The sequence below is a fragment of the Burkholderia sp. B10 genome (assembly GCF_004368385.1).
Classification (GTDB): Bacteria; Pseudomonadota; Gammaproteobacteria; order Burkholderiales; family Burkholderiaceae; genus Burkholderia; species Burkholderia vietnamiensis.
In genome coordinates, this window is the sequence record NZ_PQMX01000029.1 from 33,439 (window position 1) to 47,453 (window position 14,015).

The following is a 14,015-nucleotide window of genomic DNA, read 5'->3' on the forward strand; positions in this document are numbered from 1 at the left end:
TTCACTCTGAAACGCTTTCGTATCCGTAGTAGCCGGAGTAATAGCTGCCGTAACCGAATCGATGCCGAGGTACGTCGGTCAGCAACGCCCCCTTCAGGGCTGCGCCGCCGCCGCGCAGGCGGTTCGCACATTCGATGAGTTCGGCTCGCGGGTGCTTTCCATGCCGGACGACGAGCAGCGTCGCCGCCGCATATCGGCCGATCACCGTCGAGTCGGTAACCGCAAGCACCGGCGGCGTGTCGATGATCACTAGGTCGTAGCGCCGCGATACTTCATCGAGAAGCTTCTTGAACTGGTCGCTCAGCAGTAGCTCTGCGGGATTCGGCGGCAGCGATCCCTTCGGAAGCAGGTCGACACCGGTGATGACGTCGCGCTGAATCGCCTCGTCGAGCTTGAATCCCGTGATGACGTCGGATAAGCCGGGTTGCTTGGACACGCCGAGATACGAATGAACGTTGCCGCGACGCATGTCCGCATCGATCAGCAGTACGCGCGTACCGCTGCTCGCGATAACGGCCGACAGGTTCACGGACACGAATGACTTCCCGACATCCGGCCGAGGTCCGGTAATCACGATCACGTTATTGGTGGAATCGAGCAGGCCAAACTGCAGCGCCGTTCTCAAGCTGCGAATGCCTTCGGTAGCGAGATCCTCGGTCTCGAGCGCTGCCAGCACATGCGGGCCTGGCAACCCTCGATCCATCGCCTGCTGCAGGTTGATCTGAGCCTGGCTATGAGGAATCGTGGCGTAGACCGGCAAATCGATCGCCTTCTCGATTTCGTCGCTGTGCTTCAGCCCGCCGAACAACGCGTGCTTCGCAAACGCCGTCACGGTACCGATCAGGAGCCCGAGCAACGCGGCCAGCACGATGATGAGCGGCCGTTTCGGCTTCACCGGCTCGTCGGCGGCCACTGCGAAGTCCACGACACGGACATTGCCGACCTGACCTGCCTTGACGATGCGCAGCTGCTGCGCGTTATCGAGCAGGCTGGTGTAAAGCTCCGTATTCACGCGCACGTCCCGCAACAGGCGCAATGCAGATTGCTCGGTATCCGGCAGCGTCAGCACGCGCTTGTTCAACTGCTCCTGCTGCGCATTGAGAGCCGCGATTTGCGCGGTCAGTGCCGCGACCGCCGGATGTTCGCCCGTGAAGCGTTGCGCCATCTCGACACGCTGCTGCTCGAGATCGACGAGCTTCGTCTTGCCTTCGACGATCTGCTGGAGCAGAAGACGGCTTTCCTCGGTCAGATCGACGGTGCCCTTCTGGTTGCGAAATGCGTTGTATCTGTCTTCTGACTGGTCCAGTTGCTTGCGCAACTGTGGCAATTGCTGGTCGAGGAACGCAAGCGTGTGTTCCGCCTCGGCCGATTTGCGGTCAATGTTCTGCTGGACGTACGTGGATGCGAGCGTATTGAGGATCGCCGCGGTCCGAACGCTGTCCGAGCCATCCAGAGATGCGCCGATTACACCAGATTGCTTCGTCTTTTCGGCAATGACGAGCGCGTCCTGCAGACCTTTGATGGTTGCCTGTGTCGACGCGCGGGTGAGAACGAATTCCGTGTTCGGCCGTCCGCGAAGACGCGCAACGACGAGTTCCACCCCGCCGTACTGGTCCGCCCCGCGTGCAAGCTGGCCGACGGTACCCTTCAGGACGACATCGCCTTCTGGATTGACGAGCTCGTAATGACTGTCGTCACGGGCAATGAGCTGGTACGTCGCGCCGTAGCGTTCTTTCGGCACATCGAACCGCGTGACTTCGATCTTCTCGCCGCCCCACGCGAAGCGTGTCATTCCGAACCGCGGCGGCGCCAATTTCTGGCTGCCCGCGATGCGTGCTGCCAAGGCTCCGATCACCGGAAAATAGCGCGGCTGCGCCGAGATATCGAGGTGCAATGCTTCGACCGTATGGCCGACCACGAGACGCGATCGAATCAGCTCGATCTCGGCGTCGGCGGTCTGCTTCGTATCGAAGATCGAGGCAAGCTCCCCCAACGCGTTCTGCGTAGAGTTGGCACTGTCCTCGACCTGAATCATCACGTCGGCCCGATAGGCCGGCTTCGCGACGAACGCGTATACCGTGCCGAGCAAAAGGATGAATGCGGCAATCGCGAAGATGAGTTTCCAGTTCTCTGCGACGACAGCGACATAGTCGGACAGGTGAATCTCATCACCGTCCTGCATGTCGATGATTCTCGATTTATTTACGGATTCCATAATCAATTCTTGATCCGATTCATTTTGTCGACCCAGCGCTTCATGCTCTGGTCGATTTGCGTCAGAGCCAGCTCGAATGCCGGTCGCCCGCGCCGATAGGGATCGATGACATCGATCTGTTCGAATTCGCCAAGCCGGAATACACGCCCTTTCGCGAACGGATAGCCGGCTTCGATTCTTTTGCGCTGGCTCTGCGTCATCGTGAGAATCAGGTCTGCCGATCGCATGTGTTCGAGATTCAGATCGACGGCAATGTGCTGCCCGAGGTCGATGCCGCGCTCGGCCATCAATTCGACGGCGAGTGGATCGGCACGCCGGCCCGCGAGCGCCGAACATCCCGCCGATCTGATCCGGGCCGCCGGCAATGCGCGCGCCAGCAACGCCTCCGCCATCGGGCTGCGGCAGATGTTGCCTTCACACACAACCAGGATGGTGTCGATCATTTGGTCAACACCGCGCCGGTCAGACCTGCGTTGATCGCGGGCAGCAACAGACTCAGTACGCGGCTGAAACGCACGAGCGCGTTGCCGTCCACATACACGACGTCCTTCGGCTGCAGCTCGAACTGGTTCGCCAGCACCATCGACACCGGCGAGTGAGCGTTCAGATGAAAAACCTGCGGCTTCGCTTCCGATGCACCGCGTATCACGTACAGCTGCGCGGCATCGGCACTCGCGCTATTCACGCTACCGGCCTGCGAGAGTGCATCGCTCAGCGTCAGGCGTCCGTTCCGCAACGGCAATGCCGTAATCGGCCTGTTGACTTCACCCATCACGAAGACGCCGTTATCCTCGCGAGAGACGATACGCAACAGATCCCCGTTCTTGAGCAGTATTTTGGACGGGTTGACGCTGTGGTCGAGCATCCGCGTGAGGTCGAGCCGGTATGAATTGCCGTTGCGCACGACGACCATCCGGCTTTGATCGGCCGTCGGGTTGAATCCGCCCGCTCGGTTGATCGCCTCGTTCAACGTCATCGGTACATCGTTGATGGAGACGACACCTGGTGTATGGACTTCTCCGTCGACGTAAACCTGCTTTGCACGGAACGAAGAAACGCGCACCGTGACCTGTGGTTTCACGAAAACCCGCTGCAGCGCGGCCTGGATGGCCCGTTGAGTTTGGTCGATGCGCATGCCAGCGACATGAACGCTTCCCGCATACGGCACTTGTACGTTGCCGTTGTCGTCAATGACGAAGCCTTGAGCGGGATCGGACGGCCGCGAGTTTGTCGACGTTTGCGAACCCTGTGCAACAGCAAGTTCGGGATGGTCCCAGACAGTGATCTGCAATACGTCGCCCACGCCGAGCGTGTACGGCTCCGGTTTGCCTAACAGGTCGTTGAGCTGCGATTCGCCGAGCCGCAGCGCTGCCTCACGCATCTCCCGAATCAACGCCATGTTGATATCAGTAATCGGAATCTGCAGGTTCTGCTGCGAAGTACTGTCATCGCCGCCTGTAACCGGCAATGTCGCTTGCGACGACATGCGCATGCCGGGCGCCACCGAGCATGCCGACAGTGCCGCGCTCATCGCCGCGCCGATCACGATTCGTGTGCCAAGACGGCGGATTTCCGTCGCCCTGGCCTCGCGCCGATCCAAAATACATCTCATCTCGTGTTCCCCGGTTTATGTTTAGAGATGCGACAAATCACGACTTCCACCACCGCTCAATAAGCATTCGCATTGACCAACCCCTTCGCCACCGTCGCCAACACGATCCGCATATCCAGCGCGAACGACCAGTTCCGCAGGTAATAAAGGTCGTACTCCACCCGCTTCTGCATCTTCTCGAGCCGATCGGTTTCCCCGCGATACCCGTTCACCTGTGCCCATCCGGTGATGCCGGGCTTGATCCGATAGCGATGGATGTAGCCGTCGACGACCTTCTGATACAGCCGGTCGTGCTCGATCGCGTGCGGCCGCGGCCCGACCACCGACATCTCGCCGCGCAGCACGTTGAGAAATTGCGGCAACTCGTCGAGACTGGTCTTTCTGAGGAAGCGCCCCACCCGCGTGATGCGCGAATCGGTCTTCGTCGCCTGCGTGACCACGCCGGCCTGCTCGACGTGCACGCGCATCGTCCTGAACTTGAGGATCTGGAACTCTCGTCCATCGGCCCCCTTGCGGTACTGCTTGAAGAACACCGGCCCGCGCGACGACAACTTCACCGCGATCGCGATCACGACCATCACCGGCAGCAGCCCGATCAATGCAACGGCTGCGAACAGGCGATCGAACAGTTCCTTCTTCCACATCGCGTGGCGCGGCATCGGCGATGCCACGAGATTGATCGCCGGCGCACCCATGAGGTCGACCATCTCGCCGTCGAACAGCGCGACGCTACGCACGTCGGGAATGAAACGGATGTTCACCAGGTCGTCGCCGAACGCATTGACGAACCGCAGGATCGTCGCCTCCTCCGACAAGGGCAGCACCAGCCAGATTTCCTGCACACCGGTCTCGCGCACGAACTTCGCGAACTCGTCGAGCTCCGTGAATACCGGCACTCGAGGCGAAACACCCGCGACGACCGGCTGCAGATCGAATACCGCAGCCGGGCGAAACCCGCTCGCCGGCGACTCCTCGATGTTGCGAATCACCTGCTGGCAATGCTGCGCATGCCCCACCACCGCAACACGACGCAGGTTGATGCCCGCGTGGCGGACGCTGCGCAGGAACAGATGCGTGCCGATGCGCGACGCGATCAACGCACTCCCGGTCATCGCGGTCCAGTAGACGAACCACAACCGCGAGATCACGTCCGATCGATGCAGCGAGAACATCAGCACGATGCCGCACGCCTGCACGGCGAACCACGCGAGCGAGATCTTTCCGCTCAGCCTGAGCATCGAGCGCCCACGCCACGATTCATACACGCCGAACGCCGGAAACAGCACGAGTGCAAAGGCGATCGAGAACGTCACCAGCGCGCTGTCGAAGTGCGATTCAGAAACCGTCTGATAGCGAAATTGCGACGCCAGCAACGAGCCGGCGACGATCACCGCGATATCGACGAGTCGAGCCATCATTCCTTGCAGACCGAACATTTCAATCTCCCGTCTGATGTCAACGAATACAGCCGAATCGGCGCATCACGCACGCCCATACGTGTCATCGAACCGCACGATGTCGTCTTCGCCGAGATACGATCCCGATTGCACTTCGATGAGCTCGAGCGGCAACTTGCCCGGGTTCTCGAGCCGATGCGTCACGCCCAGCGGAATGAAGGTGGACTGGTTCTCGCCGAGCATGAATTGCTCGTCGCCGCGCGTGACGAGCGCAGTCCCACTCACGACGATCCAATGTTCGGCGCGGTGATGGTGTAGCTGAAGCGACAGCCGGCCGCCGGGATGCACGACGATGCGCTTGACCTGGAAGCGTGCGCCGTGATCGATCGAGTCGTAGTAGCCCCACGGGCGCCGCACCTTGCGGTGCGCGTCGGCCTCCGGCGCCTGCTGCGCGCGAATGCGGCTCACGAGGCCCTTCACATCCTGCACACGCGAGCGATCCGCGACGAGCACGGCATCCGCCGTTTCGACGACTACCGCATTGGTCACGCCCACGCATGCGACGAGTCGCCCTTCCGAATGAACGAAGCTCGACGTCGCGCCCTCGAATACGACCTTGCCGCGACCGACGTTGCCGTCGGCGTCCTTGTCGAGCGCCTCCCACACGGCGTCCCACGAGCCGAGATCCGACCAGCCCGCATCGAGCGGCACGACCACGCCCTCCGCCCCGACCGCCGTGGACGCCAGGCGCTCCATCACGGCATAGTCGATCGAATCCGCCGGCGACTGCAGGAAGGCTTGCTCATGCGGGCGGAAGAACGGGCCGTCGGTCTTGCCTTGCACGTACGCAGTGAGGCAGGCCGCGTGCATGTCCGGCTGCAGGGCACGCAACGTGTCGAGCCACACGCTCGCACGCACGACGAAGATCCCGCTGTTCCACCAGTACGCGCGCGACTCGACATACTGCGCGGCGAGTTCGGCAGCCGGTTTCTCGACGAATCGCTCGATGCGATGCGCGCCGCCGTCGAGCGCTTCGCCGAGCTTGATGTAGCCGAAACCGGTATCTGGACGCGTGGGCGGCACGCCCAGCGTCGCAATCGCACCGCGCCGTGCATGCTCGACCGCCAATGCGATCGCACGGTGAAACGCCGGAGTATCGGCAATGGCGTGATCGGCCGGCATCGCGACGACGATCGCGTCCTGGCCATCGGCATGCGCCACCGCGGCGGCAAGCGTCAGTGCAGGTGCCGTATCGCGCCGCGCGGGCTCGACGACGATGCTTGCGGCGAGCCCGCTCGCACGAAGCTGCTCCGCCGTGACGAAGCGGTGTTCATCGCCGCATACGACGATCGGCGCCGACACTTCGCTCTCGCCAGCTGTAAAGCCGGTCATGCGCTGAACCGTCGCCTGCAGCAGCGAGTCGGCACCCAGCACGCCGATCAGCTGTTTCGGATATTGCTCGCGCGACATGGGCCACAAGCGCGACCCCGATCCACCCGCGAGAATGACCGGCGCGACTCGAACCTTCGCCCGCACTGCGTCGCCGCGGTCGGGATCGACCGATCCCGTTTCGTCGCGTGCTGTCTCGGTGAATGCCGACATGATCTGCACTCCTATTCTCTCAGGGCAATGATTCGATTCGAAAATCCGAGAAGATGTGCGCCGTCCCGTCGCCGCGGCACATCCCGTGTTTGCTAAATCGGTCGCACGCCCCAGTTCGAGCGGGCCCGCAACCGGTATTGCGAAGGCGTCACATCCAGGTGCCGCCGGAATATCTTCGCCAGGCGATCACCGTTTCCCCACCCGCATTGCCGAGCGATCGTGCCGATCGGCATGTCGGTCTCCATCAGCAGCTGCACCGTGCGCTCCAGGCGCACCTGCAGCAGAAACTCGGACGGTGTCGTTCCGATCTCCTGCTTGAAATGCCGCAGGAAGTTCCGTTCGCTCATTGCCGCAACCCGCACCGCGTCGCTAACCGATATCGACCGATCGCAGTTCCTGCGCAACCAGTCCGCTGCCGCCCGTACCCGCTCGACGGGCACACCGTGGCGCGCGTCGTCATGCTCTGCCGCAACCAGCGCGTCGTTCAGCGCGAGCCGCGACGCGATCGCTCGCACCGCATCGCCGCCGAGATCGCGCTCGACCAGCGCCAACGCTGCGCGAGCCGGCCCGTAACCGTCGTAATCGACGACGACTGCGTCGGCCCCGTGCGCACCGCTTCGCGCGGCGTCGATCAACATCCTGCCTTCGCTGATGGTCTCGACCATGCCGGCCTTCGGCACGACGACCCTCAGCCAATCGATCACCCGCGCGTCACGCGCAGCGCGCCGCGCACCTTCTCCACCTGCGACGAACACCGCGTCGAAGGTATCGGCCAACGCCGCATCGCAAGCAAACGTGCGTACGCTGACGGCCGACGACCACACGACGTTTCCACCTCGCGACGAATAGAACCGAACGTCATACAGCGGAAGCGAGGCCGCATGAGGCGCATAAATCTCATTGGCTGCCTCGAACACCTCGCATACCGCAGCCGCCGCGAGCAACGAGAATCCCTCGAATACGACAACGCCGATATCTCGACTCTTGCGCGACCGTCTCCCTCCAACATCTCCTTCCGCTTCATCTACCGAATGAGCGACATTCGTGTGCGTCATGGCGTACTCTCGAACATCCCTTCCAATCGACTTCGGTCCGGCTCGGTAATTTGACTCCGTTGCGATGCATCATACCGACGGCGCCGAGTGGCGTTTAAACGCTGGCCGATCAGAACAAACAGTCGTCGGATTAGCCTGCGGGAATTCCCTGATCGGCCAGAAATTGGCGTTTTCTGACTACCGTGTAGCAGCGAAATGAAGCACGTGTGCTGGAGAAAGATGCATGACGAGCGAGATGCGGGAATCGCCGCTTCCGAACGCGTCGAATCGAGTAGCACTGCGATGTGACGACAGCACGCGCCAACGCGCAATTCACGCACCGCTTCGCAGATTCCCCATCGATCCAGGCCATATGCGAATGCGATGCGGCTCACGGCGACGGGATGGTCCGATGCCTTCACATCGATGTGGCAAACGCATGCGATTCGACGGCAACATGCAATCGGTGTCACTCGTGCATGTGCCGCATCGATACGGCGTATTCGGCCACGCGTACGGCCGCGGCCGCAGTAGGCAGATTCCGCCAGGCAACCGAACACCGTGTTTGGTCTCGCGTGCCCGTGCTGTCGCATATGAGCGGCGTCGCGCGCACCGCTTACCGCTTCAACGAGCGTCTATGTGAGCGCTATGCCAGCGATGAGCGTCGCGACGCCGATCGGCAGCGCGAACATGGCCGAGAGCGCCATTCTCTTCAATACGCGAGCGCGCGCCACTTCACGCGAACCGCGGGCCCGCCGCGGCCGAAACTCGAGCAGCAGAATCGCACGTCCATGTCGGGCACCGGCCCACAGGCCGGATGTCACGCTGAACACGAGGTAGACCAGAATCCACACGAAGCAGATTCTCGAGAAGATCAGGAGAGCGACGTTCATATCCGCAATGCCAAGTTATCGGTGAAGTCGCGCAGCTCAACCGATGCGCGATTCGCTGCTGCTAGCGTACATTGCGGTGCAACATGCCGCACATGACATTCTTCCCCTCGATTCCGCCATTGACGATCGCGTTTGACGTAGATGAAGGTTAGTGAGCGCGCCAGCCGTTTTTTGCGCGGTCGTGCGTGAGTGCCGTGCTACGCGACGGACGCGTCGAGCGCAGCGCACGGTGCCGTCGGGTTCGGCAAGAGTGAGGTTCTGGAGATTGGCGCTTGCTGCATTGCCGCCTTCGATAGAGGCGGCACGCATCATCGCGTGGCGTCGGCGAGTCGAGCGGCGGCAAAGACATGCGCCGCACCTGCAGCTCGACCCGTGCTGAATAAAAAGACCTGCGCGCGCGACGCGCGCAGGTGAAGTTCCGAGGAGGTTCCGGGGTGAACGCGTCTCCTCGAAAGGCCAGACCAAAGACTAGCGCCGAAACGATCGTTCGGAATCGAGATGGCGGCTGCCGCCACGATCATGGCCGAATGCAATTGTGTCGATGCGCGCCGCACGCTCGACGCCAACGACATCGCGATAACACGCCGATTTGCGAGCGCCAATTGGCGGAATGCTTCGAGGTTTTGACCGACGAGCGCGATCATGCCGGGCAATGATGATGAACACCGTCGGCGACAACTCCGCGGCATTGTGGGTCTACGAAATCGGCACACCGATTCACAGACCGACGCAAACGCCATCGCGATCCGACGCCGGCACATTCCCACAAACTTCATGGAGCCTCTCCGCCATGTTGCCGCTCGATACCTTCTTGCGCATCGTCGACGCAACGCCGCTCGTTGCGATCGACCTGATCATCTCAAACGAGGACGGCGCATACCTGCTCGGCCATCGCACCAACCGTCCCGCTCAGGGCTTCTGGTTCGTGCCTGGCGGACGCATTCACAAGAACGAACGCCTCGACGATGCATTTCGACGGATTGCGCGCGATGAACTCGGATGCAGCGATCTCGAGCGCGCCGACGCGGAACTGGTCGGCATCTACGATCATCTCTATGAAGACAACTTCGGCGGCGCACCGGACATCACGACACATTACGTCGTGATGGGATACAAGCTGCGCGGCAATCTGGACCTCGTGTCGCTTCCGAACGCGCAGCACACCGCGTACCGATGGGCGACTGCCGACGAAATTGCCGCCGACCGGTCGATCCATCCGAACACACAAGCCTACTTCGCGCCCGCGCCCTGAACACCGCCCCGGGCCACGCGTGCGGACATACACGAATCGGCCGGCAAGACGCCGGCCATCACACCCACTGCGAATGCGACGCTGCGTTTCAGCGGCGGAACGTGCCGTTGCGCCATTCGACGCCGTCCGCGGACGCGATCATGCGGTCCCGAGCGGCCGCGCGATACTCGGTCGGCGACATCGACAGATGCTGTCGGAACAGCTTCGCGAGACGGTCTCCGCTGCCGAGGCCAACACGGCGCGCGACCTTGTCGGCCGGCAAGTCGGTTTCGACCAGCATGCAGCAAGCCTTCTCGAGCCGCACTCGCAGCACGAACTCGGTGGGCGTCACGCCGATCTCGCTCTTGAAGCGCCGCAGAAAATTCCGCTCGCTCATCGCCGCCGCCTGAGCGGCATTGGCGATCGAGATGCGATTTGCGCTGTTCGAGCGCAGATGAAGCGCGGCAGCACGAATCAATTCGCTGGCGCGCGCCTCCTGCGCGCCGAACAACACGCTCGCGAACTTGCGGCTCGCGCCCGGCATCATGCAGGCTACGATTTCCTGCGCGATCTCGTAGCCGGCATCGCGCACGACGATCGACAACGCAGCGGCGAACATGCCCTCGTCGCCATCGCTGCTCTGCTCGGCTTCGCCCGGATTGCACACCGCCAACGACGCCTGCAGCGCGGGCGGCACGGTCTCGGGAGTCTTCTGGTTCAACCGGATCGCGCTCAGCATTTCGACGCCGGCGCCGTCCCCCTTGACCACGCGCGCACGCTGATGCGCATGATGCAGCCAGCCGATGAACGGCTCGTCGAGCCCGTTCACCCGCCCCTGCCCGCCCAGCACGAACATCGCTTGCACGCTGCTCGTATCGAGCGGTCGCGGCGCGTCGGTCCAGATCTGTACGCCCGACGACGAGCGCACGGCGCCGCCATGACTCGAGTGAAGCCGCAGTTCATAACGGTCCTCAAACGACGCATTGACACGCTCGAGCCGATTGGCGAGTTCGAATACTGCAGCCAGCCTGCCCATTTGCATAATGGAAAAACCGTCGAGCAACAGAATGATTACGCTGTCACGTCGACGACCGATAGTTTGACCCCGATCCCCGCTCACTCGCGACCCCGTTGTAATTACATTCGGCACTGTCAGCATCATCTCGGCCCTTTAACAATTTTTTGCATTTTCTGCAGCGCATCATATGCGGCAAATACGCCGCCGTTCCGTCAGTGTCCGATCTCGCCTCATTGTTGACGGAATCAATCAAGACGGCGATCCGTTACCAATTATTTGTTGGTAATCAAGAAAATCAATCCCGCCGGCCGCGGCGGAATTGGTCTCCCTTGATCCAGGTCATTGCCTTAATATTTTTGCAATGTATCGCACCGCTGTATGGAATGCGTGCGTTGCGGGCGTTGTTCGTGTGCCGTTGCGGCTGCGGGGCCCAAATGGATATGGCGCGACGGCGCCGATGGTATCGCGAGTTCACGTCATTGAAGCGGTGCTCGGCATTAGCAGCCGCAACGGATCTCACGAGCCTTTCACCGGTGATCAAACGTATCTACCGGCAGTACATCGCAGGGCAATATGCCTGTCGATTTTAACGTTTGCGCAGAATGTGGAATCCCGCACAAGTGGTTCTAGAACACTTATTCGCCGGCCGTCGCATGTCGTCCTGGCAACGCTTTAATATCCAGTAACACGCCGTAATTAAAAGTGACAGCGGGAACTCGCGCTTTTTGCGGGTTGCCCGCCGTGACAAGCAGATCGTGTCCGACACGCAAGTGGGCACCGTCGCGCAGTGGTCCGGGGCCGCACACGCCCGCCGACTGCCTGCGGAATGTGTCAGGCGCGTGACGAGCAACGCGCCCTGCAACGCCACCGGACTCCGCCAGGCCCCAACGCCACCGCAGCTCGCGCCGTATGCGAACGAGACGGAACAATCCGTACCGGATCACCGATAGTTAGAACAACGGATGTTGCACGATTGCCAGCGCCACGCACATTCGATGTCGAGCGCCATACCTCACCGCGCGATTTCGGCAAATAGCCCGGATCGCTGTCGGATAAGACATGGGCCGTATCGCTCGTTGCATGCCTCGCCGAATCGGATCCGGATTCGCGCTACTCATGTCAATTCGCCAACGCGAGAGTTTCGCGATGTTGACGAACGATCGCTTTCTCGGCGCCTGTATTGCACACCATCACGCCGATCTTGCCTACGTGACTGCATAAATTTATTGGCACACCCGCGGGTGGCCGGAGTGCACCGTACGGCGAATCAGTTTCCATCACATGGTGACAATTCAGGCGCGTAAAGAACGCCGCTTCAATCCGACAGGACACCATCAACATACTGCACGACGAGAAAGCATCGCACAACCGTTCCATAAGATTCAGCTCGCGCAGCGGCAATAATCCCGCACAGTATTTCTGTTTATCAACCGATGCTAAAAATGGTTTGAAACTCTCAGCACTCGGCGTCGGCGGTGAGCTTTGAACACCGCATGGAAAGCGAAAACGATCGATCTACCGTCACACACGGAACTAAGAATCCCATAATAATCCGCCAAATTTCACCGTCCGATCTAGACAAGACTTTGTCCGAATACACCTTATTAGATCCATTGCCTTCTCGAAAATAGATCAAATAAAACGGCGCCCAGTATCGTAATCCGCTCGATATCAATCAACAGCATCGCAAATCGCCCTCGCCCCACATGTCCGGGACATACCGATCCCCGTTTCTTTTCCACGACACATCGCACCCCTGAATTTCCGCAAGAAAATATCTCGATGTACGCTGCACTGCACTATTCGAACGCAAACACGCACACAAAGCGGAGAGACCATGAAACAAGCAACTTTTCCGATCCTGACGATCGCGTCGTTGATGGTGGCCGGTGCAGCGCACGCGCAGACGAGCGTCACGCTGTACGGCACGATCGACACCTCGTTGACGTACGTGAATCACGCCGACGGCAGCAAGAATCTCTGGGCGCTCGGCAACAGCAGCGCGGGCAACCTGTCGGGCAGCCGCTGGGGTCTGAAGGGCTCGGAGGACCTCGGGGGCGGACTCTCCGCGATCTTCCAGCTCGAGAACGGCTTCAATCCGAGCACCGGCGGTCTCGGCCAGGGCAGCCGCATGTTCGGCCGTCAGGCCTACGTCGGCGTCGCCAGCAATCAGTACGGTTCGCTCACGCTCGGCCGCCAGTACGATCCGCTGATCGATCTCGTCCAGCCGATCACTGCCGACAACTACTTCGGCAGCGCGTTCGCGACCGCCGGCGACGTCGACAACTACGACAACAGCTTCCGCGTCGACAACGCGATCAAGTACACGTCGCCGGTGTTCGCCGGCCTCCAGTTCGCGGCGATGTATTCGCTGGGCGGTGTCGCGGGCAGCACCGGCTCGAAGCAGTCGTATTCGGCAGGCGTGTCGTACACCAACGGTCCGCTGAGTCTCGCCGGCGGATACTTCTACGCGGCGAACGCGAACCCGTCCGCGGGCACGCGCACGACATGGTCGAGCACGTCGGACGGCACGTTCGACGGCGCGATCAACACGGGTTATCAGAGCGCGCATTCGATCGGCATCGCGCGCGTGGCGGGCCAGTACGTGTTCGGCGCATTCACGGTGGGGGCCGGCTACAGCAATTCGCAGTACCGACGCGACGGCGCCTCGGTGTTCACGAAGAACGAGCACTACAACACCGCGCAAGGATTTCTGAACTATCAGGCGTCGCCGGCGCTGCTGGTCGGCGTGGGCTACAGCTTCACGAAGTCGGGCGGCGACACCGCGGCGAACTATCACCAGGCATCGCTCGGCGCCGACTACAACCTGTCGAAACGTACGGACGTCTACATGACGGCCGCGTATCAGCATGCCAGCGGCACGACCGCCGACGGAGCCGGCGGCTCGATGGCGGCAGAGGCTTCGATCGGGTCATACGGCTACAACGGCACGAAGTCCCAGACCATGGTCAATCTGGGACTCCGTCACCGGTTCTGATCGCCGTCGCGGGCA

General features: G+C 61.4%; 11 protein-coding genes. 2 read left to right on the forward strand and 9 right to left on the reverse strand.

Annotated features, from left to right (window positions below):
• Window position 1: 1 nt before the first annotated feature.
• The 8 genes from C3Y15_RS16380 to C3Y15_RS16415 form a co-directional block, all read right to left on the reverse strand.
• Window positions 2-2,215 (reverse strand): polysaccharide biosynthesis tyrosine autokinase, encoded by a 2,214-nt coding sequence (locus C3Y15_RS16380; RefSeq protein ID WP_069239720.1) that lies wholly within the window; start codon window positions 2,213-2,215, stop codon window positions 2-4.
• A gap of 2 nt (window positions 2,216-2,217) precedes the next feature.
• Window positions 2,218-2,658: a low molecular weight protein-tyrosine-phosphatase gene (locus tag C3Y15_RS16385; protein WP_069239719.1), complete on the reverse strand. Its 441-nt coding sequence runs from the start codon at window positions 2,656-2,658 to the stop codon at window positions 2,218-2,220.
• Complete coding sequence (locus C3Y15_RS16390; RefSeq protein ID WP_124260114.1) at window positions 2,655-3,827, reverse strand: polysaccharide biosynthesis/export family protein; 1,173 nt, start codon at window positions 3,825-3,827, stop codon at window positions 2,655-2,657. The genes C3Y15_RS16385 and C3Y15_RS16390 overlap by 4 nt, the downstream gene beginning before the upstream one ends.
• A 56-nt stretch (window positions 3,828-3,883) precedes the next feature.
• Window positions 3,884-5,263, reverse strand: a complete 1,380-nt coding sequence (locus C3Y15_RS16395; protein WP_069239718.1) for an undecaprenyl-phosphate glucose phosphotransferase — start codon at window positions 5,261-5,263, stop codon at window positions 3,884-3,886.
• A 45-nt stretch (window positions 5,264-5,308) separates the two neighbouring features.
• A complete protein-coding gene (locus C3Y15_RS16400; RefSeq protein ID WP_081335151.1) occupies window positions 5,309-6,826 on the reverse strand; it encodes a mannose-1-phosphate guanylyltransferase/mannose-6-phosphate isomerase in 1,518 nt (505 codons plus the stop codon).
• Window positions 6,827-6,918: 92 nt separating this feature from the next.
• A complete protein-coding gene (locus C3Y15_RS16405) occupies window positions 6,919-7,881 on the reverse strand; it encodes a helix-turn-helix domain-containing protein (RefSeq protein ID WP_124260115.1) in 963 nt (320 codons plus the stop codon).
• 614 nt (window positions 7,882-8,495) lie between these two features.
• Complete coding sequence (locus C3Y15_RS16410; RefSeq protein WP_124260116.1) at window positions 8,496-8,753, reverse strand: hypothetical protein; 258 nt, start codon at window positions 8,751-8,753, stop codon at window positions 8,496-8,498.
• Between the two features lie 308 nt (window positions 8,754-9,061).
• A complete protein-coding gene (locus C3Y15_RS16415) occupies window positions 9,062-9,397 on the reverse strand; it encodes a hypothetical protein (RefSeq protein ID WP_124260117.1) in 336 nt (111 codons plus the stop codon).
• Window positions 9,398-9,543: 146 nt separating this feature from the next.
• On the opposite strand from C3Y15_RS16415, the gene C3Y15_RS16420 reads away from it, so the two are divergent.
• Window positions 9,544-10,005, forward strand: coding sequence for a GDP-mannose mannosyl hydrolase (locus C3Y15_RS16420; RefSeq protein WP_059668296.1), 462 nt, complete (start codon window positions 9,544-9,546; stop codon window positions 10,003-10,005).
• 88 nt (window positions 10,006-10,093) lie between these two features.
• On the opposite strand, the gene C3Y15_RS16425 is transcribed toward C3Y15_RS16420, so the two are convergent.
• Complete coding sequence (locus C3Y15_RS16425) at window positions 10,094-10,912, reverse strand: helix-turn-helix domain-containing protein (RefSeq protein ID WP_243860231.1); 819 nt, start codon at window positions 10,910-10,912, stop codon at window positions 10,094-10,096.
• Between the two features lie 1,927 nt (window positions 10,913-12,839).
• Here C3Y15_RS16425 and C3Y15_RS16430 point away from each other — a divergent pair.
• Window positions 12,840-14,000 carry a porin gene (locus C3Y15_RS16430; RefSeq protein ID WP_059703111.1) on the forward strand — a complete coding sequence of 387 codons (1,161 nt, stop codon included), beginning with the start codon at window positions 12,840-12,842 and terminating at the stop codon, window positions 13,998-14,000.
• Window positions 14,001-14,015 lie beyond the last annotated feature (15 nt).